Consider the following 21667-nt stretch of genomic DNA (forward strand, 5'->3'; position numbering starts at 1 on the left):
ATGGCGTTCATGAGTACTCCCGAACGCCCCATGCCTCCTTTGGACGCCGACGAGCGGACCTCCCTGGAGAGCTGGCTCGACTTCTACCGCGTCACGCTCGCCCAGAAGTGCGACGGCCTGGCGGACGACCGGCTCCGTGAGCCTGCCGCCGAGCCTTCGCCGATCACCCTGCTGGGGCTCGTCCAGCACCTGGCCGAGGTCGAGCGGAACTGGTTCCGCCGGGTCCTCGCCCAGGAGGACGCACCCCCGATCTACGACCCCGAGGCCGATCCGAGGGGCAGGGCCGAGGGGTTCGACGTGGCGCAGGACGCGACGTACGAGAAGGCGCGGGCCATATGGCAGTCGGAGATCGACCGGGCCAGGGAGAACTGCGCGGCGCACGGGCTCGATGACACCGTCCCGTTCGCCGGCGGCAGCCGGGTCACCCTGCGCTGGATCTACACGCACATGATCGGCGAGTACGCACGCCACTGCGGCCACGCCGACCTGGTGCGGGAGCGCATCGACGGCCGTACGGGCATCTGAGCAGGTCGGCGCACCGGGCTCACGAGCCTGTGAGCCTCCGGAGCAGGGCGAGGGCCTCCTCCGGGGTCCCCGCCACCGGCACCCCTTCGGGGACCGGCGGCCGTCCGACCACCACCACCGGGATCCCGGCCTCGCGGGCGGCGGCCAGCTTGGGCGCGGTCGCTTCGCCACCGCTGTCCTTCGTGACGAGGACATCGATGCGGTGGAGCCCGATCAGCTCCCGCTCGCCCTCCAGGGAGAACGGCCCGCGGTCGAGCAACACCTCCATCCGCGCCGGGTGCGGGGCATCGGGGGCATCCACCGAGCGCATCAGGAACCACAGCGAGTCCAGTCCGGCGAACGCCGCCAGACCCATGCGTCCCGTGGTGAGGAAGACGCGCGAGCCGAGCTCCGGCAGCAGCTCCGCCGCACCCGCGAGCGAGCCGGTGCGGTGCCATCGGTCGCCCTCGACCGGCACCCAGCCGGGCCGCCGCAGAGCCAGCAGGGGAACATGGACGGCGGCGGCAGCCGAGGCCGCATTGAAACTGATCGTTCCGGCGAAGGGATGGGTGGCGTCGATGACCGCATCCACATCGTGTGCGCGGAGCCACCGGGCCAGGCCCTCGGCCCCGCCGAAGCCCCCGACCCGTATCTCGCCGGGCGGCAGCCGTGGCCGGGCGACGCGTCCCGCGAGTGAGCTGGTCACCCGGAACCCGTCCACCGCCACCAGCAGCTCCGCGAGCCGACGGGCCTCCGTCGTGCCGCCGAGGACGAGTATGTGCAAGGCCATCGGATCGGTCCGTCCATGAGCGGTGAGGCGCGGGGCAACAGCGGTGAGGCGCGGGGCGGGCGCACCGCCCAACTCAAGCACACCGGTCTCCGGCCGGGATGGACCACCGGGGCCTGTGCCACGGCGGCGACCACGGCCGCCTACACGGCCCTCCTGACCGGCGAGTTTCCCGATCCGGTGACCATCACCCTGCCCAGGGGCCAGACCCCCGCCTTCGCACTCGCGGTGGAGGAGCTCTCCGAGGGCCGGGCCACCGCGGGCGTGGTCAAGGACGCGGGCGACGACCCGGACGTCACACACGGCGCCCTGGTGCGCTGCACCGTGCGGCTGCTGCCCGCGGGGTCCGGAGTGGTGTTCCGGGCCGGGCCCGGCGTGGGCACGGTGACGCTTCCCGGGCTGCCGCTCGATGTCGGGGAACCCGCGATCAACCCCGTGCCCCGGCAGATGATGCGGGACCATGTCGCGCGGGTGGCGGCGGAGCACGGCGGGACCGGCGATGTCGAGATCACGGTCTCGGTGGACGACGGCGAGGAGATCGCACGTTTCACGTGGAACATTCGCCTGGGCATCCTGGGCGGAATCTCGATCCTCGGCACGACCGGCATCGTCGTGCCGTACTCCTGCTCGGCCTGGATCGACTCGATCCGCCGTGGAGTGGACGTGGCACGCGCGGCCGGACACCGGCACGTCGCCGGGTGCACGGGCTCGACCTCCGAGAAGACCGTGGTCACCGAGTACGGACTGCCTGAGATCGCCCTGCTGGACATGGGGGACTTCGCGGGCGCCGTGCTCAAGTACGTACGCCGTCATCCGGTGGAGCGGCTGACCGTCTGCGGCGGGTTCGCGAAGCTGTCCAAGCTGGCCGCCGGGCATCTCGACCTGCACTCGGGCCGTTCCCAGGTCGACAAACCCTTCCTGGCGCGGCTGGCGCGGGAGGGCGGCGCGAGCGAGGCGCTGGCGGCGGAGATCGAGGTGGCCAACACCGGGCTCGCGGCGCTGCAGTTGTGCACGGCGGCCGGCGTACCGCTGGGCGACCTGGTCGCGGTGGCCGCCCGGGACCAGGCGCTGTCGGTGCTGCGCGGGGCGCCGGTGGCGGTGGACGTCATCTGTATCGACCGGGCGGGTACCGTCGTGGGACGCAGCGAAGCACGCTGACCCCCGGTGACCGCTGCCGTCAGCAGGTGTGGCGGTCGCGCCCCGGGGAGTACAGATGGCTGTCGCGGAACTGCTCCGCACCCAGCGTCCGGCCGACCATGATCACGGCTGTACGGATCACCCCGGCCGCCTTCACCTGCTCCGCGATGGAGTCCAGCGTCCCGCGCAGGACGATCTCGTCGGGGCGTGAGGCCATGGCGACCACGGCGGTGGGGCAGTCCGCCCCGTAGTGCGGCAGCAGCTCGTCGACCACCCGGTCCACGTAGCGCGCCGCGAGATGCAGGACGATCAGCGCGCCGCTGCGGCCCAGTGTGGCCAGGTCCTCGCCCTCGGGCATCGCCGTGGCCCGCTGGGCGATGCGGGTGAGGATCACGGTCTGGCCGACCGTGGGCACCGTCAGCTCCCGCTTGAGCGCCGCCGCTGCCGCCGCGAACGCGGGGACGCCGGGCACCACCTCGTAGGGCACGCCCGCCTCGTCGAGCCGCCGCATCTGCTCGTTGACCGCGCTGAAGACCGACGGGTCGCCGGAGTGCAGCCGGGCCACGTCCTGGCCGTCCCCGTGGGCCCGCACCAGCTCGGCGGTGATCTGGTCGATGTCGAGCAGGGCGGTGTCCACGAGCCGGGCGTCCTGCGGGCATGCGGCGAGCAGTTCGCGCGGCACCAGGCTGCCCGCGTACAGGCAGACCGGGCTGGCGGCGAGGAGGCGGGCGCCGCGCACCGTGATCAGGTCGGCGGCGCCGGGGCCCGCACCGATGAAGTACACGGTCATCTGTCGTCTCCTGGAGCGTGCGAGGTTTTCTGTACGGACCACTGGGTGACGGGCATGGCCTGACGCCATCCGGTGAACCCGCCGACGGGCACGGCGTGGGCCACCGCGAGGCGGACCAGATCACCACCGAGCCGCCGGTACCACTCGGCGAGCAGCGCCTCCGACTCCATCGTGACCGTGTTGGCCACCAGCCGGCCGCCCGGCGGCAGCGTCTCCCAGCAGGCGTCGAGGAGCCCGGGGGCGGTCAGTCCACCGCCGATGAACACCGCGTCGGGCACGGGCAGTCCGGCCAGGGCGTCCGGCGCGCGGCCGGTGACCACGCGCAGCCCGGGGACGCCGAGCCGGTCCGCGTTGCGGACGATGCGGCGCGCCCGCTCGGGGTCGCGCTCCACGGTGACGGCACGGCAGGACGGATGGGTGCGCATCCACTCCACCGCGATCGACCCCGAGCCGCCGCCGATGTCCCACAGGAGCTCACCGGGGGCGGGCGCGAGCACGCCGAGCGTGGCGGCCCTGACATGGCGCTTGGTGAGCTGGCCGTCGTGCTCGTACGCCTCGTCGGGGAGCCCGGGCACGGCTCCGACGCGCAGGGCGTCCGGGGCGCGGCGGCAGTCCACGGCGATGATGTTGAGCGGGTCGCCCGGCGGATGTTCCCAGGTGTCGGCGGCGCCGTCGAGGCAGTGCTCGGCCGCGGAGCCGAGCTGTTCTAGCACCCGCATCCGGCTGGGCCCGAAGCCCCGCTCACGCAGCAGCGCGGCCACGGCGGCGGGTGTGCCGGCGTCGGCGGAGAGCACCAGCACCCGGCGCCCGTCGTGCAGCGCCGCGGCCAGCCGAGCCGTGGGACGGCCGACGAGGGTGACGGTCTCGGTGTCCTCCACCGGCCAGCCGAGCCGGGCACAGGCGTACGACACCGAGGACGGGTGCGGCAGTACGCGCAGCGCCCCGGGGCCCAGCTCCTCGGTGAGGGCACGGCCGATGCCGTAGAACATGGGATCGCCGCTGGCCAGCACGGCGGTCCTGCTGCCCGTGTGCGCCGCGAGCAGACCGCGTACGGCGGGCCGCAGCGGTGACGGCCACGGCACCCGCAGGCCCGCGCAGTCCGGCGGGAGCAACTCCAGCTGGCGCGCGCCGCCGACCAGGACCTCCGCGTCCAGGAGCACGCTCCGGGCGCTCTCCGCAAGACCTGCCCAGCCGTCGGCGCCGATCCCCACGACGCTCACGGCGGACGCGGGTGCCGGAACGGCGGGCGGGGGTGACACGGGTGACACAGCCGGTACCTCGGTGTTGGTGGGACGACGCAGCCGAACTCTACGGGGACGGCCTCCGGACCCGCGCGGCGGAGTGATTCCGAAAAATCTCCCGCGTGGTGTCGAGAACCCGTCATCGGCTCCGACGTCCCCTGTGAGAGTTGCCCACCAGGGGCGGCGACCGAGAACCGAGGAGCGACACCATGAAGTACCTCGTGATGATTCAGGGCTCGCAGGCCGACTACGACGCCATGTCCGGCAAGCCGTCCGCTGAGAGCCCCGTCTGGAGCGAGAAGGACATGAAGGCGATGTTCGCCTTCATGGGCGGGATCAACAACGACCTGGCCGAGTCCGGCGAACTGATCGACGCCCAGGGCCTCGACGCACCCAGCAGGACCCGCGCGGTGCTGCCGGGCACGGACGGGCGGCCTGTCGTCACCGACGGCCCCTACGGAGAGACGAAGGAACAGCTCGCCGGATTCTGGGTGCTCGACTGCGAGAGCCTGGAAAGGGTCACCGAGATCGCCGCACGCATCGGTGAGTGTCCGCAGCCCGAGGGCGCACCCGTCCACCCGGTGCTGATCAGGCCGATGGACGCCGCCAGCGATCCAGAGGGTGCCGCGGGCTGAGAGGCGCCGTGTGAACGCCGTACCGACCCGGATCGAGGACCTGCTGCGCCACCACGCGCCGCAGGTCCTCGGCGCGCTCGTACGCCGCTACGGCCACTTCGACACGGCGGAGGACGACGCGGACGCCGGGTAGCGGAGCCGGCACCCACAGCCACGCACGAGTCGCCGATCCCGCTCACTCTCGCGATCATCGACAGCATGACCAAGAGCGACAACGGCAAGGCCCGTGCGGTGCGGATCGCCCAGGAACCCGAAGCGGACGAGCTGCTGGGCCGTAGCCCGCTGGCCGCCCTCGTCGGCATGCTGCTGGACCAGCAGGTCCCCATGGAATGGGCGTTCACCGGACCGTTCACACTCGCCCGGCGGATGGGTTCGGACGACCTGGACGCCCGGGAGATCGCCGCGTACGACCCGGACGCCTTCATCGAGCTGTTCACCACGAAACCGGCCCTGCACCGGTATCCGGGCTCCATGGCCAAGAGAGTGCAGCAGCTCTGCCAATACCTGGTCACCGAGTACGACGCGCGGCCCGAAGCGGTCTGGGCGGACGCCGCCACCGGGGCCGAGCTGCTGAAACGGCTCAACGCACTGCCCGGGTTCGGCGCCCAGAAGGCACGGATCTTCCTGGCGCTGCTGGGCAAGCAGTTCGACGTACGCCCGACGGGCTGGCGGGAGGCCGCGGGGCCGTACGGCGAAGAGGGCTCGCACCGCTCGGTGGCCGACATCACCGGCCCCGAATCGCTCGCCGAGGTGCGGGCGTACAAGCAGCAGGCGAAGGCGGCGGCCAGGGCGGCCGGCCGGTCCCGCTGACCCGCTCGAACCACCCGCTCGAACCACCCGCTCGAACCACCCGCTCGGGCCACTCTCTCGGGCCACCCGGAAGGAACCCCTGTGCGCTCAACACGTCGCAGGGTCACGGCGGTCGCGGCCGCCGTGACCCTTGCCACACCGCTGCTCATCGCCGCCTCGCCCGACCACGTGTCCGCGGCGCACGACCCCGCCCGGGACGCCGCCGAGCTCGCACAGCAGCTGGTCGACGGCGCGTCCGCCGAGAACGCCTACCGTCACCTGGAGCGGTTCCAGGCCCTGGCCGACGCGTCGGACGGCCACCGCGCGGCCGGCTCACCCGGGCAGGAGGCCTCGGCCGCCTATGTCCTCGGGCTGCTCCGGAAGGCCGGCTACCGGGCCGGCTACCAGGCCTTCGACTTCGTCTACACCGAGACGCTCGCCGAGAAGCTCTCCGTGGTCTCCCCCACGCCCCGTGACATCGCGATCAGGGCGATGACGTACTCCGCCTCCACCGACGAGGGCGGCATCACGGCGGCCCTCACCGCCGTCCCCGCCGACGGCACCGCGGGCTGCGAGGCCGCCGACTACGCGTCGTCGGACTTCACCGGCCGGATCGCCCTGATCGAACGGGGCGGCTGCACCTTCGCCGAGAAGCAGACGGCGGCAGCGGCGGCGGGCGCGGTCGGCGCGGTGATCTACAACAACACCGAAGGGGCCCTCTCCGGCACCATCGGCGACGCGAAGACCGGGAAGATCCCCACCGGCGGGCTCACCCGGGACGAGGGCGAGAAGCTCCTCGCCGAGCTGGCGAAGGGCGAGGTGAAGGTCTCCTTCGAGATCCGTGAGTTCCGGGAGGACCGAGTCACCCGCAACGTCGTCGCCGAGACCCCCGGCGGGGACGCCGCCAGGACGGTCATGCTCGGCGCGCACCTCGACTCGGTCACCGACGGCCCCGGCATCAACGACAACGCGTCCGGCTCGGCGGGGCTCGTCGAAGTCGCCCTCGAGCTGGCCAGGACCCACAAGACACCCGCCAACAAGGTGCGGTTCGCCTGGTGGTCGGCGGAGGAGAACGGCCTGCTGGGCTCGGAGGCGTACGTCGCGAAGCTCTCCGAGGACCGACGCGAGAAGATCGCGCTCTACCTCAACTTCGACATGATCGCCGCACCCAACGGAGCCCAGTTCGTCTTCGACGGCGACGACTCCGACGGTGTGGGCGCGGGTCCAGGACCCGAGGGATCCGCCCAACTGGAGCGCGACATCAACGCGTTCCTGGACAGCCAGGGCAAGCCGCACACCGGCACGGACTTCAGCGGACGCTCCGACTACGGGCCGTTCGTCGAGGCCGGCATCCCCTCCGGCGGCACGGACACGGGCGCCGAGGGCATCAAGACGGCCGCCCAGGCCACGACGTACGGCGGGACGGCCGGCGTCGCGTACGACCCCTGCTACCACGCGGCCTGCGACGACCTGGACAACATCGACATGGGGCACTTCGACACCAACATCGATGTGATCGCCCACGCGGTGGGCACCTACGCCCAGGACCTGAGCTCCCTGACCCGACCGGTGACCGCAGCGTCCGGGACCGCATCCGGGACCGCGTCCGGAGCCGTATCCGGAGGCCCGTCCGGAGGCGCGTCCGGGGCCGGCAAGGAACACCGCGGCGTCCTGCGCCAGGGCCATGCGCAGAGCGTCACCGAATAGCGCGCGGCTCGCGAGCACCTCGCACGCGCCGGTTTGAACACCTTCACACCGTTCTGGCCGGACTTGCGGTCATGTTCCGTGGCTGCGCCCGGAGGCCGTTGCCCGGTAGGCTTTCCGTGTGATCTTCAAGCGCATCGGAAATGGGCGGCCATATCCCGACCACGGCCGGGAAAGCACCCGGCAGTGGGCGGATGTCGCGCCGCGCCCGGTCCGCCTCGACCAGCTGGTGACCACCAAGGGCCAGCTGGACCTGGAGACCCTGCTCGCCGAGGACTCCACGTTCTACGGCGACCTGTTCGCCCACGTCGTGAAGTGGCAGGGCGACCTCTACCTCGAGGACGGACTGCACCGCGCCGTGCGCGCCGCTCTGCAGCAGCGCCAGGTGCTCCACGCACGTGTGCTCGAAATGGGCTGAACCCGCCACTCCCACCCATGGAGCATTTCGGGCCTTTCGGGTGCTTTTGTGCTCGTACGGGTGCCATAGGCTGATCGTTTAGTAGGCATCATCACCAGGTCGCACTACGCTGCGGCCATGAGCATGCTGACCCCTCCCGGCATGGGCGGAAAGTACCGCATCACGGGTGACAAGTACCCCCGGCTGCGCCGCCCCCGTCATCGCCGCAAGCTGGTCCTTTCGACGGCCGCCGCCGTGGTGGCTCTCGGCCTGGCCGGTTGGGGCACGCTTCAGATCATCGACGTCTTCACCGGCGGCGACAAACAGGCCAGCGCGGCGGACCGCCCGAAGGCCTGCCCCTCCCCGAGCGCGTCCGCGCCCGTGAAGACGCTCCCGAAGCCGGCCGCCATCAAGGTCAACATCTACAACGCGACGACCCGCAGCGGACTGGCCAAGACCGCCGCCGACGAGCTCAAGAAGCGCGGCTTCGCCATCGGCAAGGTGGACAACGCCCCGGCGGCGTACGACAAGAAGGTGCCGGGCACCGGGGTGCTGCTCGGGGGCACGACCGCGATGAACGGTTCGTTCCCGGTGCTCGCCACCCAGCTGCCGGGGGCCACGCAGAAGACCGACACCCGCAGCACGAAGGATGTCGATCTGATCATCGGCACGAAATTCAAGGCGTTCAGCACGCCCGCGGCGGCGGCGACCGCCCTCACGGCCCTCACCCAGCCGTCCCCGGCACCGTCCTCCTGCTGAGGAGCGGCACCGCGGGCCGGGGCCGCCGGGGCCGTCGACAGGCCCCGGCAGCAGGTCACTCGGCGGTGCCGTACATCCGGTCGCCCGCGTCCCCGAGCCCCGGCACGATGTAGCCGTTCTCGTTGAGCCGCTCGTCGACCGAGGCCGTCACGACGGTGACCGGGGTGCCGGACAGCTCGCGCTCCATCACCTCGACGCCCTCGGGCGCCGCGAGCAGCACGACGGCGGTGACATCGTCCGCGCCGCGCTTGATCAGTTCCCGGATGGCCGCGACGAGCGTGCCGCCGGTGGCCAGCATCGGGTCCAGGACGTAGACCTGGCGGCCGGAGAGGTCCTCCGGCATCCGCGTGGCGTACGTCTCCGCCTGGAGCGTCTCCTCGTTGCGGATCATGCCCAGGAAGCCGACCTCGGCCGTCGGGAGCAGCCGCACCATGCCGTCCAGCATGCCGAGTCCGGCGCGCAGGATCGGGACGACCAGGGGACGCGGATACGACAGCTTCACACCGGTCGTGGGCGTCACCGGGGTCTCGATGTCGACCTGCTCGGTCCGCACATCCCTGGTGGCCTCGTACGCGAGGAGGGTGACCAGCTCGTCGGCGAGCCGCCGGAAGGTCGGGGAGTCGGTGCGCTTGTCGCGCAGCGTGGTGAGTTTGTGCGCCACCAACGGGTGGTCGACGACGTGGATCCGCATGGCGTCAACAGTAACCGGGCCCCGGAGGGGCTTCTCGCCAGTCCGCGCTGGCATCAAGCACCTGTTCGGGGGGAAGGTGGGGACATACGGACCCAGGCTTGGGGTGGTGTGTCGATTGCCCGACGGGGAGCAGCTGAATCAGCGGCAGGCCGGACGCGACGCGCGCGACCTGCCCGACGCGCCGGACGACGTGCCGGACGCGCAGGAGAGTGACATGGCCCGCCGCAGGCGCAGGGCGCAGTTCCTCCGTGAGCTCAACGAGGCGAAGCAGCTGCGCGACCGGGTTCAGCCACGCCGGGCCCGCGCGGCCCGTATGCGCCAACAGATGCGGATGCGTACGTTCCGCTGGTGAGTACTCCTCCCGGGGCTGCCGGAGCGCACCCGGACGGGCCACGGAAGAACCGCAGGCGGACGCACACCCGGAAGAACTGATGGCCGACGCAACGGCCGAAGAGGTCTCGCATCGCGCTCGTTTCTGCCACGATGCCGATTGGGCGGGGCCCAGAGCAGCCGGATGACCGTCTGCCCTCCCGTCGGACCGATTCCCTTATGACCAGTGGGAGAGTCACGGTGTACTTCGCCGCACTGCTCGCGCGCACCGAAGACGGGTGGGAAGCGAGCGATACAGAGCTCGACGATGTGGAAACCCTGTCCGACCTGACGGATCTGGCCCGTGAGGCCTCGGTGGACGAGGACACGGTCCTCGTCTACATCGAGCAGGAGGACGCCTGGTTCGGCGTCGTCCGGGTGGACGGTGAGGAGGACCCCCGTATCTACATCTCGGACGCGTCCGCCGCCGCCCGCTCCTCGTACGGGGAGATCCTGCTCACCGATGAACTGCTCGGCCGCGAACCGGGGGCCGAGGACGAGATCGCCGCACTCGAGGAGCTCGTCGACCTCGACGACACGGAGGACGTCGAGCCGGATCCCCCTCAGAGCGACACCGACAACGAAGGCAGCGCCGGCACCGCTGTCACCGACCCCGACCTGGACCAGGACCCCGACGCCGTACCGACCGGGCCGCTCGGCGAACTCGGGGTCCTCGCCGACCTCGGTCTGTCCGAGAAGGATCTGCTGACCCTGCGCACCGACGCCCTCTCGGAGATCGCGGACGCGCTGGGAGCGGCCGAGGTCCTGGAGGCCGTCCGTTAGGGTCCGCGGGTGAACGCACCACCACCCACGCCCTCCTCACCACCTCCACCCGATCCCGTACGGGACCCGTGGCAGGCATCCATGCGCCAGGCCCTCGACGAGGCGGCGCAGGCGGCGTCGGCCGGCGATGTGCCGGTCGGCGCCGTTGTCCTGGGCCCGGACGGCGCACTGCTGGCCACCGGCCACAACGAGCGCGAGGCGGCCGGTGACCCGACGGCGCACGCCGAGGTGCTCGCCCTGCGCCGCGCAGCCGCCGCTCTCGGCGCGTGGCGGCTGACCGGCTGCACGCTGGTCGTCACCCTGGAGCCCTGCACGATGTGCGCGGGCGCACTCGTCCAGTCCCGGATCGCCCGGGTGGTCTACGGCGCACGCGACGAGAAGGCCGGCGCCGCGGGCTCCCTGTGGGACGTCGTACGCGACCGCAGGCTCAACCACCGTCCCGAGGTGATCCACGGCGTCCTGGAGGACCGCTGCGCCGCGCTGCTCACGGCGTTCTTCCGGGACCGCTGAGGCCACCGACCGGGCGCCGCGGCCGGTCGCCGGGAATCGGATTTCGGACCAGGCCCGGCATGGTCTAAGCTCTCTCTCGGTAGCGTGTCCGAGCGGCCGAAGGAGCTCGCCTCGAAAGCGAGTGTGGGGAGACTCACCGTGGGTTCAAATCCCACCGCTACCGCAGATGAATGAAGGGACCGACCCGGACGGGTCGGTCCCTTCACTGCGTTCCGCCTCAGTTCCCGTCAGGCCCGTCGCGTCCGCACGCCGTCGGCCTCGAAGTCGTAGACGGTCCGGTTGATGCGGAGGCCGTCGACCGCGCCGATCCACATGTGGTCGCGGCCCTTGCTGATACCGGCCGAGAGGATGGTGGCTCCCGTGCCGCCGTCGTCGAGTGCGGTCTTGAGCTCCTCCAGGGAGCACTGCACCGCTCGGGTGCAGGTGGGGATCTCGTTGCCCGTGAGGTACCAGGAGCCGGTCGAGGTGGCGTCGATGTAACCGCTCCAGCGGTTCGTCACCGGAGCGGCTTCCGGAACCCACACCATCGTGGAGTAGTTGTCGTCCGGCAGCGCGGTCAGATTCGGGTCGATCTCGAACCTGATCGTCGGCATGTTCTCGGCGCCTCCGTAGCCCACGTTCTCCTGGGTCTGGAAGACATGGAATCCGATATTCCGCAGGCCCTGCACCGGGTCGCCGTAGAAGTCGACCTCGTTGCCGAAGTCGGCCTTCTCGCTGGGCGGGCTCAGCGAGGTGGAGTTGTCCGCCACCTCGATACCGAGGCTGCCCCGCCCGTACGGCGGGCTCGCGGAGGGGCCGGTCACACCGAACGAGCCGAACGGCCCGTTCCGCGGAGCGGCGACCGGAGAGCCGATCGTGTTGCGGGCGATCACGCCCCAGTGGTCCGAACGGCCCCCGTGGTCCCCGCCGTTTCCGTCCGAGGCGGCGGACGCCGGCCCCGAGAGGGTCGAGGCGATGATCGCGGCCAGTGCTGCGACCGCGAGGGCCTTCCCCCGGGTGGCGCCAAAGCGAGTGCTCACACTCACTCCTTCCGAGTAGTTGAAGAACACGCGGCGTGCGCCGGGTGCTCCACCGACGCGACCACCGGGAATGACCCTCGGTGACGGCGTAATCACCATATGGGGGTATGAGCGGGCATTCTGCAACGGATGGACCAAGGAGACGGTCACCCTCAGTGGCGAATCGGCGGTCGCCACATCGACGGTCGCCGCATCGACGGGAGAAGCGGCCGCATCCGCGGGCGGCGCAAATAATTTTGCAGGGTATGCATTTTTGCTTACTATGCACGACGTGCCGAAGACGACAACCTCCACACCCGGGCTGCGGGAGCGCAAGAAACAGGCCACCCGTACGGCACTCGCCGAGGCCGCCGTGCGGCTCGCCGCCGAGCACGGTGCCGAGAACGTCACCGTCGAGGCCATCAGCGAGGCCGCCGGTGTCTCGCCCAGGACGTTCTTCAACTACTTCCCCAGCCACGACGACGCGTTCGTGCTGGTGGACGACGCGGTGGGCGAACGGATCAGGGAGTCCGTGCGCCGCGCCCCCGCCGACCGGTCGCCGCTCGATGTCGTGCGCGACGCCCTCGTCACCGAGCTCGACGGATTCGAGGGGCGTCAGGAGCTCTGGGCCCTCCAGTCCAAGGTGCTCCAGCGGTCACCGCACCTCATCCAGCGCGGTCTGAAGGCGCACGTGGCGGACGAACGCGCCCTCGCGGTCGCCATCACCGACTGGCTGGACACCACCACGCCAGGGCCTGACGGGCCGTCCGGAGCCGGCATCTTCCCCCGGCTCCTCGCCGCCGTCACCCAGACCGCCCTGCGGGTCGCCATCGAGCACTGGTGCGAGCACCCGGGCGAGACCGTACTGGCGGATGCCTTCCAGGACGTCTTCGCCCAGCTGGCTCAGGGCCTTCCACGGCCGCCCGGGTGACCCTGCCCGCCGCGGTTCCCGGCCGCCCGCACACCCACCGACCCGTTCCGATCCCGTACCGAAGAAGGACACCGTGACCGCAGCCGAGGCGCCTGACCAGGCGCCCACCTCCATGTCCAACCGTCAGATACTCCAGGCGATGTCCGGCCTGATGGCGGGCATGTTCGTCGCCATCCTCGCGGGCACGGTCGTCGCCAACGCCCTGCCGCGGATCATCGCCGATCTCGGGGCCAGCCAGTCCTCGTACACCTGGGTCGTGACCGCCGAGCTGCTCGCCATGACGGCCACCGTGCCGCTGTGGGGCAAGCTCGCCGACCTCTTCAACCAGAAGCTACTGCTCCAGCTCTCGCTCGGCCTGTTCGTGGTCGGTTCGCTGGTGGCCGGCTTCTCCCAGGACGTCGTCACCCTGATCGTCAGCCGTGTCATCCAGGGCATCGGCGCCGGTGGCCTCACGGCACTGGCCCAGATCGTGATGGCCGCCATCATCCCGCCGCGCCGGCTCGGCAAGTACGCGGGCATCTTCGGCGCCGTCTTCGCCGTCGGTACGGTCGCGGGACCGCTGATCGGTGGCGTCCTCGTGGACACCTCGTGGCTCGGCTGGCGCTGGTGCTTCTTCATCGGTGTGCCGTTCGCGCTGGCCGGGATCCTGCTGCTCCAGCGCACCCTGAAGCTGCCGACCGTACGCCGCGAGGTCAGGATCGACTGGCTGGGCGCCTTCCTCATCGTGACCGGCGTCTGCGCGCTGCTGATCTGGACGTCCCTCGCGGGCAACAGCTTCGACTGGGCGTCCTGGCAGACGGCCGCGCTGGTGATCGTCGGGCTCGTGCTCCTGGTCGCGGCGGTCTTCGTGGAGCGCAGGGCAGCGGAGCCGATCATCCCGCTGGACATCTTCCGCAACCGCACGGTGTCGCTCACGACCCTGGCGAGCTTCTTCGTCGGTATCGCGATGTTCGCCGGGACCGTGTTCCTGTCCCAGTACTTCCAGATCTCGCTGGGCAAGTCCCCGACGACCGCGGGGCTGATGAGCCTCCCGCTGATCGGTGGTCTGCTGGTGTCGTCGACGGTCGCCGGCCAGATCATCTCCGCGACCGGCAAGTGGAAGATCTACCTCATCGCGGGTGGCGTCGTCATGACGGCCGGCCTCGGCCTGCTCTCCACCATCGACGCCGACACGCACTTCGGCCTGCTCAGCGTCTACATGGCGTTCATGGGGATCGGCGTCGGCATGCTGATGCAGAACCTGGTGCTCGCCGCGCAGAACGACGTACCTGCGCACGAGCTGGGCGCCGCGACCTCCGTGCTGTCCTTCTTCCGCAGCCTCGGCGGCACCATCGGCACCAGTGTGCTCGGCGCGATCCTCGCCAACCGGGTGGCCAGCGAGATGACCAAGGGCCTCTCGGAGGCCGGGATGCCGACGGCGGGCGGCGGCCACGGCAGCGCCGTGCCCGACATGACCACGCTCCCCGAGCCGGTGAAGCAGATCGTCGAGCACGCCTACGGCATCGCGACCGGCGACCTCTTCCTGATCGCGACCCCGTTCGCCTTCCTGGGCCTCGTCGCGGTGTTCTTCATCAAGGAGAAGCCCCTCAAGACGACGAGCGGCATGGAACGCCTCGCCGCCGAGGAGGCCGACGCGGTTTCGGGCGCGGGCGCGGCCGCGGCCGTTCCCGCACCCCGCAGCCCCGGGGACGCGGACATCGCGGACACCGCCCCCGGCGCGGTCGGCCTCCAGAAGGGCTGACCGGACGGACGACCTGTCCCGTCGTACGGACGGACGGATCGGACGGATCGGACGGATGACACGAAGGGCCCGGCGCGTGCGCCGGGCCCTTCGGATGTCAGGTCGGGGGAAGCGGCATCGGGGGGACAAGCCGCTCCCCCCGATGAGAACGGGCCCTGGGCCCTCGCCGCGGTCGGGGGGAAGTCACGCGGTGGGGACCTCGTGGAGGTCCCGTTCCTCGGCCCGCGCATACCTGCTGGTGCTGCGGGCCCACTGCCCATCCTCCTCCCCGCCGTATGCCCCGCACGCCGACAAAGGGCCCGAATCGACAGGTCCTTAGGCCTTAAAAGCCACATCAGTGATCCGGAACGACCACTGGATACGGCCGTATGTGCGGCTAGAATCACCCGACTGCACAGGTGATCGAAGGGGAGGGGCAAGGCTGTGGTGCAAGCGAGGAAGATCGCGCTCTACATGATCGTGGTCTTCGTGCTGTACACGATCATCACCTCTCCCGAGCGGAGCGCCGACCTCGTCCAAATAGGGTTCGAGGGAGTTTCGAGCGCCGCACAGAGCGTCGGAGACTTCATGTCCGAGCTCGTGAAGTAGGAGTCGCACCATGATCCGCCACCTGGTCCTGTTCAAGCTGAACGACGGCGTCGAGCGGGACGACCCACGCGTCGTCGCGGGCGCCGACGCCTTCCGCCGGCTCGGCGGGAAGATCCCCGAGCTGCAGTTCTGGGAGTGCGCCTGGAACATCACCGACCGGCCGATCGCGTACGACTTCGCCATCAACTCGGCGGTCGCCGACGAGGACGCGCTCAAGCGGTACGTCGAGCATCCCGACCACCAGGCCGCGGCCGGACAGTGGCGCGCGTTCGCCACTTGGGTGATCGCCGACTACCCCTTCTGACCCTTCCGAATCGCCGGTCCCACTCGCCCCTCCCCTACAGGAGAGGGGCTTTTAGGCATGTTTAAACCAAAACACCCTCAACACGACTCTATGCGGTGCTTGCACACAGTGGACATGTCTTGTGATGCTATGACCGCTTTTGACGGATGAGTTGACCGTAGTTGACCGCAAAGGGGTGGCGACACCGTGCCGGCCAGTACAGCGCCTCAAGTCCCGCCCCAGAACGTCCAGACGGACGACATCCAGACCGAGACGCCCGACCCCACCACCCCGGCCAGAACCCGGGGCGCGGACACCAGAGCGCTGACCCAGGTGCTCTTCGGGAGGCTCAAGGACCTCGAAGCCGGCACCCCGGAGCACCACAGGGTGCGCGCCGCGCTGATCGAGGCGAACCTGCCGCTCGTGCGGTACGCCGCGGCCCGCTTCCGCAGCCGCAACGAGCCGATGGAGGACGTGGTCCAGGTCGGCACCATCGGCCTGATCAACGCCATCGACCGCTTCGACCCGGAACGCGGCGTCCAGTTCCCCACGTTCGCCATGCCCACCGTGGTCGGCGAGATCAAGCGCTACTTCCGCGACAACGTACGGACCGTGCACGTCCCGCGGCGGCTGCACGAGCTCTGGGTCCAGGTCACCGGTGCCACGGAGGACCTGACGACCGCTCACGGCCGCTCACCGACCACCGCCGAGATCGCCGAGCGTCTGAAGATCTCCGAGGACGAGGTGCTCGCCTGCATCGAGGCGGGCCGGTCGTACCACGCGACCTCGCTGGAGGCGGCGCAGGAGGGTGACGGGCTGCCCGGACTCCTGGACCGCCTCGGCTACGAGGACCCGGCGCTGGCCGGGGTCGAACACCGTGACCTGGTCCGGCACCTGCTCGTCCAGCTGCCCGAGCGCGAACAGCGGATCCTGCTCCTGCGCTACTACAACAATCTGACGCAGTCACAGATCAGCGCCGAACTGGGCGTCTCCCAGATGCATGTGTCAAGGCTTCTGGCCAGAAGTTTCGCCCGACTGCGATCCGCAAACAGGATCGAAGCGTAACCGGAACGGGTAGACCCCGAGGAGACAGGATCCCGGGGCGTAAAAGCCGCACACCCCCTGTTTCCTGCGCGGTTCCGGCGCTGACTTGTCGACAAGTCACTACAGCGTGTTGCCGACATGTGACATTCTGCTGGAACCGCGTTTGCCGCAGCCCCACCTCCGGTATTCAGGTGGGGGCTGCGTTCCTCCGATGGTCGTGGCCACCGCGACCGTCCGCGACCTCAAGGGGGTGGCATGTCCACAGAACAGGGCAGCTCGAAGGTGCTCACGCTCACCAAGAGCGTGCCGGCACCTGCCGTGCTCACCAGCTCGCCGGAAGCCATCGACACCCGCACGCTGTCCCGCTCCCTGTTCCTGCGGCTCGCCGCACTGGGCCCCGCACCGGGCCCCGACGGAACGGACAGCCCTGAGCGGGCCTATGTGCGGGACACACTGATCGAGCTCAACCTCCCGCTGGTGCGGTACGCGGCGGCACGGTTCCGGAGCCGTAACGAACCCATGGAGGACATCGTCCAGGTGGGGACGATCGGCCTGATCAAGGCGATCGACCGCTTCGACTGCGAACGGGGCGTGGAATTCCCCACGTTCGCGATGCCGACCGTCGTGGGGGAGATCAAGCGCTTCTTCCGCGACACCTCGTGGTCGGTGCGGGTGCCGCGCCGGCTCCAGGAGCTGCGGCTCGCCCTCACCAAGACCAGCGACGAGCTCGCCCAGAAGCTGGACCGCTCGCCGACGGTGCCCGAGCTGGCCAAGGCGCTCGGGGTCTCCGAGGAGGACGTGGTCGACGGCCTGGCCGTGGGCAACGCCTACACGGCCTCCTCCCTGGACTCACCGTCCCCCGAGGACGACGGCGGCGAGGGCTCGCTGGCGGACCGCCTGGGGTACGAGGACGCGGCGCTGGAAGGCGTCGAGTACCGCGAGTCCCTGAAGCCGCTGCTGGCCAAGCTCGCCCCGCGTGAGCGCCAGATCATCATGCTGCGCTTCTTCGCCAACATGACGCAGTCGCAGATCGGCGAGGAGGTCGGCATCTCGCAGATGCACGTCTCCCGGCTGCTGACCAGGACGCTCACCCAGCTCAGGGAGGGGCTCATCGCCGACTGACCCGCGCCGGGGTCACCCATCGCCCCGGAAGGTCCGTACGCAACGGCTCACGAGGCCGCCGGGGCACCACGCAGCGCCGCCCCGGCGGCTTCGCCGCGTCCAGGGCGGCCCCGCACAGAGCACCGACGCAGACGCTCCCGCACCGGAGGCCGGTGCGGGAGCGGAAGCTGGTGCGGAAGGGGACGGGCGGCGGTCAGCCGAGTGCGAGCCAGGCGACCGCGCCGAGGACGACGATGACCGCGACGACGGCCACGATCACCCCGGTCTTCGAGCCGGACGTGGTCGCTGCGGGCTGCTGCCTGCCCTGCGGCTCGCCGTCGTCGACGAACGCGCGGAACATCTGCGTGCTGCCCGCCGGGTCGTGAGTGCCCTCGGGGCCCGGCTGCGGGGCGTGCGGGTTGTGTGCCATGGCCCAGGACCCTAGCGAACCCAGGCGTTCCACCCAACCCCCGGGGCCACAGGGGCCGATGCCCTTCCCTCGTGTCCACCTCCTCTTCACCCGTTCGCCGGAGCGCTCCGCGCCCCCTCCACACGCCCCCTGACCTCATGGAGGGCTGTGGCGAGGAACACATCCGGCGCACCCCACCCCCTCTGCGCTGCGGGCTTGACCGTGCCCCTACGTGGGCTTTTGCCTTCCTTTACTTCTGCAAGGCCCATTTCGTTTGCCTGCGGCAACCAACCGCTTCTATCGTTGCCCTAAGCAACAAGATGACCTCGCGAGACGTCTGGAGGGTCAGTGGCAGCACGGAGCCAGTACGAAGAACTGGCCCGGCAGCTCAGCGCCGTCGGTGCCGTCAAACGGGGCCTCAGCCGCATCCTGCCCGCCGAGTGTCCCGGTGGCTCGGCCACCGTGCTGACGCTGCTGGGCAAGTACGGCGAGATGCGGATCTCCCGCCTTGCCGAACTCCTGTCCGTCAACATGTCGGTGACCAGCCGTCATGTCACCCACGCGGTGGACAGCGGCTGGGTGGAACGGTCTCCTGACCCCGCGGACAAGCGGTCCCGCATCCTGCGGCTGACCCCCGCGGGCAACGAACTGATCGATGAGCTGAGCCGGCGGACGACCGAGATGTTCGCCGACCACCTGGTCGACTGGTCCGACGACGACGTCGGTCAGCTCAACACGTTGTTGTCCCGGCTGCGCGACAGCTTCTCCTGCCGCGGCCCCGGAGGGTGTGCCCCGGGAAGGCACAGCGGCGACTGCCGCGCCGGGCACTCCGACGACGCACACACCCGTACACCCGTGTAACAGAAGCAAAGAGAAGGAATTCAATGGCTACGACCACACCATCCGGTGTGCGGGGCGGCCACGCCAAGCACGGGGCTCCCGAAGCCCCCGCAGGCACGCCGATGACACACCGGCAGATCATGGAAGCACTGACCGGGCTGCTGCTCGGCATGTTCGTCGCGATCCTGTCGTCGACGGTCGTCTCCAACGCGCTGCCGCAGATCATCTCGGACCTGGGCGGCGGACAGAGCGCCTACACCTGGGTCGTGACGTCCTCGCTGCTGGCCATGACCGCCACCACCCCGCTGTGGGGCAAGCTCGCGGACCTGTTCAGCAAGAAGCTCCTGGTCCAGATCGCGCTGCTCATCTACGTGGGCGGTTCCATAGTCGCCGGTCTCTCGACCAGCAGTGGCATGCTCATCACCTGCCGTGTGGTGCAGGGCATAGGCGTCGGCGGTCTCTCCGCCCTCGCCCAGATCGTGATGGCCGCGATGATCGCCCCGCGCGAGCGCGGTCGCTACAGCGGCTACCTCGGCGCGGTCTTCGCCGTCGCCACCGTGGGCGGTCCGCTCCTCGGCGGTGTCATCACCGACACCAGCTGGATGGGCTGGCGCTGGTGCTTCTACGTGGGTGTGCCGTTCGCGGTCATCGCTCTGATCGTCCTCCAGAAGACCCTGAAGCTCCCCGTGGTCAAGCGCGAGGGCGTCAAGATCGACTGGTTCGGCGCGTTCTTCATCAGCGCCGCGGTCTCGCTGCTGCTGCTCTGGGTGACCTTCGCGGGCGACAAGTACGACTGGATCTCCTGGCAGACCTGGACGATGCTGGGCGGCACCGCCGTGCTCATCGCACTGTTCCTGGTCGTGGAGTCCAAGGCACGCGAGCCGATCATCCCGCTGCGCCTCTTCCGTAACCGCACCATCACGCTGGCCTCCGCGGCCTCGCTGTTCGTCGGTATCGGGATGTTCGCCGGAACCGTCTTCTTCAGCCAGTACTTCCAGCTGGCGCGGGGCAAGTCGCCGACGATGTCCGGCGTCATGACGATCCCGATGATCGCCGGACTCTTCCTGTCCTCGACCGTCTCGGGCCAGGTCATCACCAGGACGGGCCGCTGGAAGGCCTGGCTGGTCAGCGGTGGCTTCCTGCTCACCGCCGGTCTCGGGCTGCTCGGCACCATCCGGTACGACACGGACTACTGGCAGATCGCGGTCTTCATGTTCGTGATGGGCCTCGGCGTCGGCATGATGATGCAGAACCTGGTGCTCGCCACACAGAACCAGGTGGCACCCTCCGACCTGGGTTCGGCCAGCTCCGTCGTGACGTTCTTCCGTTCCCTCGGTGGTGCCATCGGCGTCTCCGCGCTGGGTGCCGTCCTGGGCAACCGCGTCACCCACTACGTGAAGGACGGCGTAGCCGGCCTCGGCGCCGACGGAGCGGCGGCGAACGCCACGGCCGGCGGGGGCATCCCCGACCTGGACACGCTCCCCGGTCCGTTCCGCACGGTCGTCGAGTCCGCCTACGGGCACGGTGTCGCCGACGTCTTCCTGTTCGCCGCCCCTGCCGCGCTGGTCGCCTTCTTCCTGACGATCTTCATCAAGGAGGTCGCCCTGAAGACCAGGGCGGGCAACGACACCACGTCCGACGAGGTCGCCCCCGCGACGGAGTCCGTCGAGGCCACCGTCGGCGCCGCCCCGATCGCCGAGGGAGTCGCCGGGGTCGCCCCGGCCGACACCCTGGAGCAGACCACCGCCACCACGGAACTGACCATTCAGGGAACACCCGTACGCGGTGTGGTCCGGGGCGCCGAGGGCGCACCCGTCGCCCAGGCCGCCGTCACACTGATCTCGCTGGGCGGCCGGCAGCTGGGGCGCTCCGTCGCCCGGGCCGACGGCGGCTACGTACTGGACGCTCCGGGCTCCGGCAGCTACGTCCTGATCGCCTCCGCCGACGGTTTCCAGCCGCAGGCGTCCACGGTGGTCGTCGGCGACGAGCCGCTGGCCTTCGACATCCTGCTGGCCGGTACGAGCGGACTCACCGGGACGGTGCGTACCGCCGACGAGGGCACCCCGGTCCGGGGCGCCATGGTCGTCGTGACCGATGTGCGCGGCGACGTACTGGCCACGGGCGTGTCGAGCGACTCGGGTGAGTTCACCTTCGGTGAGCTGATCCCCGGCTCGGTGACCGTCGCCGTCACCGCCGCGGGCTTCCGTCCGCTGGCCCTGCCGGTGGAGGTCGGCGGCCAGGGTGTCACCCGCGCCGACGTGGCCCTGCGGGCCGGTGCGCAGGTGCGGGGTGTCGTCAGGGCCGGCTCCGGCCGGACACCGCTGAACGACGCCCGGGTCACCCTGATCGACGCGGCCGGAAACGTGGTTGCCACATCGACGACCGGCGAGGACGGTGTGTACGCCTTCCCCGACCTGGACGCCGGTGAGTACTCCGTGATCGCGACCGGCTACCCGCCGGTGGCCGGCTCGCTGAGCGTGAACGGCGCCGGAGTCGACGGTCACGACATCGAGCTCGCCCACCCGGGCGAGTAGGACCGGGCCGTAAGGTCCACGCAAAGACCTCCGGTGGCGCGGCGCTTCGAGCGGAGACGCCGTGCCACCGGTGGAAATGGGCCCCGGGGTGGGAACGGCAGG

At 70.4% G+C, this 21667-nt stretch carries 25 protein-coding genes and 1 tRNA gene; 20 read left to right on the forward strand and 6 right to left on the reverse strand.

Going from position 1 to position 21667, the window contains the following annotated elements; all coding sequences use genetic code 11:
• Positions 1–9 precede the first annotated feature (9 nt).
• On the forward strand, positions 10–525 hold the full coding sequence (locus OG623_RS16475) for a DinB family protein (protein WP_406147329.1): 516 nt from the start codon (positions 10–12) through the stop codon (positions 523–525).
• Positions 526–544: 19 nt separating this feature from the next.
• Here OG623_RS16475 and OG623_RS16480 read toward each other — a convergent pair whose 3' ends face one another.
• Entirely contained in the window at positions 545–1294 is a 750-nt protein-coding gene (locus tag OG623_RS16480; RefSeq protein ID WP_406147330.1) for a cobalt-precorrin-6A reductase, read from the reverse strand.
• Positions 1295–1309: 15 nt separating this feature from the next.
• Here OG623_RS16480 and OG623_RS16485 point away from each other — a divergent pair, with 15 nt between their 5' ends.
• Positions 1310–2449 carry a cobalt-precorrin-5B (C(1))-methyltransferase gene (locus OG623_RS16485; protein WP_406147331.1) on the forward strand — a complete coding sequence of 380 codons (1140 nt, stop codon included), beginning with the start codon at positions 1310–1312 and terminating at the stop codon, positions 2447–2449.
• A 19-nt stretch (positions 2450–2468) separates the two neighbouring features.
• Here the strand turns inward: OG623_RS16485 and cobM are convergent, their stop codons facing one another.
• Positions 2469–3218: a precorrin-4 C(11)-methyltransferase gene (gene cobM, locus OG623_RS16490; RefSeq protein ID WP_406147333.1), complete on the reverse strand. Its 750-nt coding sequence runs from the start codon at positions 3216–3218 to the stop codon at positions 2469–2471.
• Entirely contained in the window at positions 3215–4486 is a 1272-nt protein-coding gene (gene cbiE, locus OG623_RS16495; protein ID WP_406147334.1) for a precorrin-6y C5,15-methyltransferase (decarboxylating) subunit CbiE, read from the reverse strand. Before cbiE ends, cobM begins: the two co-directional genes overlap by 4 nt.
• A gap of 182 nt (positions 4487–4668) precedes the next feature.
• Between cbiE and OG623_RS16500 the strand changes: the two genes are divergently transcribed.
• The 6 genes from OG623_RS16500 to OG623_RS16525 all read left to right on the forward strand — a co-directional run bounded on the left by OG623_RS16500 (position 4669) and on the right by OG623_RS16525 (position 8743).
• A complete protein-coding gene (locus OG623_RS16500; protein WP_406147335.1) occupies positions 4669–5094 on the forward strand; it encodes a YciI family protein in 426 nt (141 codons plus the stop codon).
• A 10-nt stretch (positions 5095–5104) separates the two neighbouring features.
• Positions 5105–5227, forward strand: a complete 123-nt coding sequence (locus OG623_RS16505) for a hypothetical protein (RefSeq protein ID WP_406152140.1) — start codon at positions 5105–5107, stop codon at positions 5225–5227.
• A gap of 65 nt (positions 5228–5292) precedes the next feature.
• Positions 5293–5904, forward strand: coding sequence for an HhH-GPD-type base excision DNA repair protein (locus OG623_RS16510; protein ID WP_406147336.1), 612 nt, complete (start codon positions 5293–5295; stop codon positions 5902–5904).
• 81 nt (positions 5905–5985) lie between these two features.
• Positions 5986–7590, forward strand: a complete 1605-nt coding sequence (locus tag OG623_RS16515) for a M28 family metallopeptidase (protein WP_406147337.1) — start codon at positions 5986–5988, stop codon at positions 7588–7590.
• A gap of 118 nt (positions 7591–7708) precedes the next feature.
• Complete coding sequence (locus OG623_RS16520; RefSeq protein ID WP_014155093.1) at positions 7709–8005, forward strand: type II toxin-antitoxin system VapB family antitoxin; 297 nt, start codon at positions 7709–7711, stop codon at positions 8003–8005.
• A 141-nt stretch (positions 8006–8146) separates the two neighbouring features.
• Positions 8147–8743, forward strand: a complete 597-nt coding sequence (locus tag OG623_RS16525) for a LytR C-terminal domain-containing protein (RefSeq protein ID WP_406151852.1) — start codon at positions 8147–8149, stop codon at positions 8741–8743.
• A 55-nt stretch (positions 8744–8798) separates the two neighbouring features.
• On the opposite strand, the gene upp is transcribed toward OG623_RS16525, so the two are convergent.
• A complete protein-coding gene (gene upp / locus OG623_RS16530; protein ID WP_406147338.1) occupies positions 8799–9434 on the reverse strand; it encodes a uracil phosphoribosyltransferase in 636 nt (211 codons plus the stop codon).
• A gap of 115 nt (positions 9435–9549) precedes the next feature.
• Between upp and OG623_RS16535 the strand changes: the two genes are divergently transcribed.
• The 4 genes from OG623_RS16535 to OG623_RS16550 all read left to right on the forward strand — a co-directional run bounded on the left by OG623_RS16535 (position 9550) and on the right by OG623_RS16550 (position 11259).
• On the forward strand, positions 9550–9786 hold the full coding sequence (locus OG623_RS16535; protein ID WP_406147340.1) for a hypothetical protein: 237 nt from the start codon (positions 9550–9552) through the stop codon (positions 9784–9786).
• A 218-nt stretch (positions 9787–10004) separates the two neighbouring features.
• Complete coding sequence (locus OG623_RS16540; RefSeq protein WP_406151854.1) at positions 10005–10586, forward strand: hypothetical protein; 582 nt, start codon at positions 10005–10007, stop codon at positions 10584–10586.
• 81 nt (positions 10587–10667) lie between these two features.
• A complete protein-coding gene (gene tadA / locus OG623_RS16545) occupies positions 10668–11096 on the forward strand; it encodes a tRNA adenosine(34) deaminase TadA (RefSeq protein WP_406151856.1) in 429 nt (142 codons plus the stop codon).
• 78 nt (positions 11097–11174) lie between these two features.
• Positions 11175–11259: transfer RNA gene (locus tag OG623_RS16550), tRNA-Ser, on the forward strand.
• 64 nt (positions 11260–11323) lie between these two features.
• On the opposite strand, the gene OG623_RS16555 is transcribed toward OG623_RS16550, so the two are convergent.
• Positions 11324–12115 (reverse strand): hypothetical protein, encoded by a 792-nt coding sequence (locus OG623_RS16555; RefSeq protein WP_406147341.1) that lies wholly within the window; start codon positions 12113–12115, stop codon positions 11324–11326.
• A 262-nt stretch (positions 12116–12377) separates the two neighbouring features.
• Here OG623_RS16555 and OG623_RS16560 point away from each other — a divergent pair, with 262 nt between their 5' ends.
• The 6 genes from OG623_RS16560 to OG623_RS16585 all read left to right on the forward strand — a co-directional run bounded on the left by OG623_RS16560 (position 12378) and on the right by OG623_RS16585 (position 17803).
• Positions 12378–13025 carry a TetR family transcriptional regulator gene (locus tag OG623_RS16560; RefSeq protein ID WP_406147342.1) on the forward strand — a complete coding sequence of 216 codons (648 nt, stop codon included), beginning with the start codon at positions 12378–12380 and terminating at the stop codon, positions 13023–13025.
• A gap of 112 nt (positions 13026–13137) precedes the next feature.
• Positions 13138–14766, forward strand: coding sequence for an MDR family MFS transporter (locus OG623_RS16565; RefSeq protein ID WP_406151857.1), 1629 nt, complete (start codon positions 13138–13140; stop codon positions 14764–14766).
• Between the two features lie 423 nt (positions 14767–15189).
• Positions 15190–15354 carry a hypothetical protein gene (locus OG623_RS16570; RefSeq protein WP_362886675.1) on the forward strand — a complete coding sequence of 55 codons (165 nt, stop codon included), beginning with the start codon at positions 15190–15192 and terminating at the stop codon, positions 15352–15354.
• A gap of 10 nt (positions 15355–15364) precedes the next feature.
• Positions 15365–15658, forward strand: a complete 294-nt coding sequence (locus OG623_RS16575) for a Dabb family protein (RefSeq protein ID WP_406147344.1) — start codon at positions 15365–15367, stop codon at positions 15656–15658.
• Between the two features lie 186 nt (positions 15659–15844).
• Entirely contained in the window at positions 15845–16702 is an 858-nt protein-coding gene (locus OG623_RS16580) for an RNA polymerase sigma factor SigF (RefSeq protein ID WP_362886671.1), read from the forward strand.
• Between the two features lie 234 nt (positions 16703–16936).
• Complete coding sequence (locus tag OG623_RS16585) at positions 16937–17803, forward strand: RNA polymerase sigma factor SigF (RefSeq protein ID WP_362886669.1); 867 nt, start codon at positions 16937–16939, stop codon at positions 17801–17803.
• 193 nt (positions 17804–17996) lie between these two features.
• On the opposite strand, the gene OG623_RS16590 is transcribed toward OG623_RS16585, so the two are convergent.
• The gene (locus tag OG623_RS16590) at positions 17997–18212 is read right to left on the reverse strand and encodes a hypothetical protein (protein ID WP_362886667.1); all 216 of its coding nucleotides are present in this window, start codon (positions 18210–18212) and stop codon (positions 17997–17999) included.
• Between the two features lie 327 nt (positions 18213–18539).
• On the opposite strand from OG623_RS16590, the gene OG623_RS16595 reads away from it, so the two are divergent.
• Both OG623_RS16595 and OG623_RS16600 read left to right on the forward strand, forming a co-directional pair.
• On the forward strand, positions 18540–19052 hold the full coding sequence (locus OG623_RS16595; RefSeq protein WP_406147345.1) for a MarR family winged helix-turn-helix transcriptional regulator: 513 nt from the start codon (positions 18540–18542) through the stop codon (positions 19050–19052).
• A gap of 23 nt (positions 19053–19075) precedes the next feature.
• The gene (locus tag OG623_RS16600) at positions 19076–21565 is read left to right on the forward strand and encodes an MFS transporter (protein ID WP_406147346.1); all 2490 of its coding nucleotides are present in this window, start codon (positions 19076–19078) and stop codon (positions 21563–21565) included.
• Positions 21566–21667: the final 102 nt, after the last annotated feature.

Origin of the sequence: Streptomyces sp. NBC_01012 (assembly GCF_045162755.1) — a bacterium.
Classification (GTDB): Bacteria; Actinomycetota; Actinomycetes; order Streptomycetales; family Streptomycetaceae; genus Streptomyces.

Bases quoted from the DNA above. Each gene is read 5' to 3' on its own strand.
- OG623_RS16475 (WP_406147329.1), top strand. From the start codon at position 10: ATGAGTACTCCCGAACGCCCCATGCCTCCTTTGGACGCCGACGAGCGG.
- OG623_RS16480 (WP_406147330.1), bottom strand. From the start codon at position 1,294: ATGGCCTTGCACATACTCGTCCTCGGCGGCACGACGGAGGCCCGTCGG.
- OG623_RS16600 (WP_406147346.1), top strand. From the start codon at position 19,076: ATGGCTACGACCACACCATCCGGTGTGCGGGGCGGCCACGCCAAGCAC.
- OG623_RS16560 (WP_406147342.1), top strand. From the start codon at position 12,378: ATGCACGACGTGCCGAAGACGACAACCTCCACACCCGGGCTGCGGGAG.
- OG623_RS16575 (WP_406147344.1), top strand. From the start codon at position 15,365: ATGATCCGCCACCTGGTCCTGTTCAAGCTGAACGACGGCGTCGAGCGG.
- OG623_RS16585 (WP_362886669.1), top strand. From the start codon at position 16,937: ATGTCCACAGAACAGGGCAGCTCGAAGGTGCTCACGCTCACCAAGAGC.
- OG623_RS16565 (WP_406151857.1), top strand. From the start codon at position 13,138: ATGTCCAACCGTCAGATACTCCAGGCGATGTCCGGCCTGATGGCGGGC.
- OG623_RS16510 (WP_406147336.1), top strand. From the start codon at position 5,293: ATGACCAAGAGCGACAACGGCAAGGCCCGTGCGGTGCGGATCGCCCAG.
- OG623_RS16525 (WP_406151852.1), top strand. From the start codon at position 8,147: ATGGGCGGAAAGTACCGCATCACGGGTGACAAGTACCCCCGGCTGCGC.
- tadA (WP_406151856.1), top strand. From the start codon at position 10,668: ATGCGCCAGGCCCTCGACGAGGCGGCGCAGGCGGCGTCGGCCGGCGAT.
- upp (WP_406147338.1), bottom strand. From the start codon at position 9,434: ATGCGGATCCACGTCGTCGACCACCCGTTGGTGGCGCACAAACTCACC.
- OG623_RS16590 (WP_362886667.1), bottom strand. From the start codon at position 18,212: ATGGCACACAACCCGCACGCCCCGCAGCCGGGCCCCGAGGGCACTCAC.
- OG623_RS16485 (WP_406147331.1), top strand. From the start codon at position 1,310: ATGAGCGGTGAGGCGCGGGGCAACAGCGGTGAGGCGCGGGGCGGGCGC.
- OG623_RS16500 (WP_406147335.1), top strand. From the start codon at position 4,669: ATGAAGTACCTCGTGATGATTCAGGGCTCGCAGGCCGACTACGACGCC.
- cobM (WP_406147333.1), bottom strand. From the start codon at position 3,218: ATGACCGTGTACTTCATCGGTGCGGGCCCCGGCGCCGCCGACCTGATC.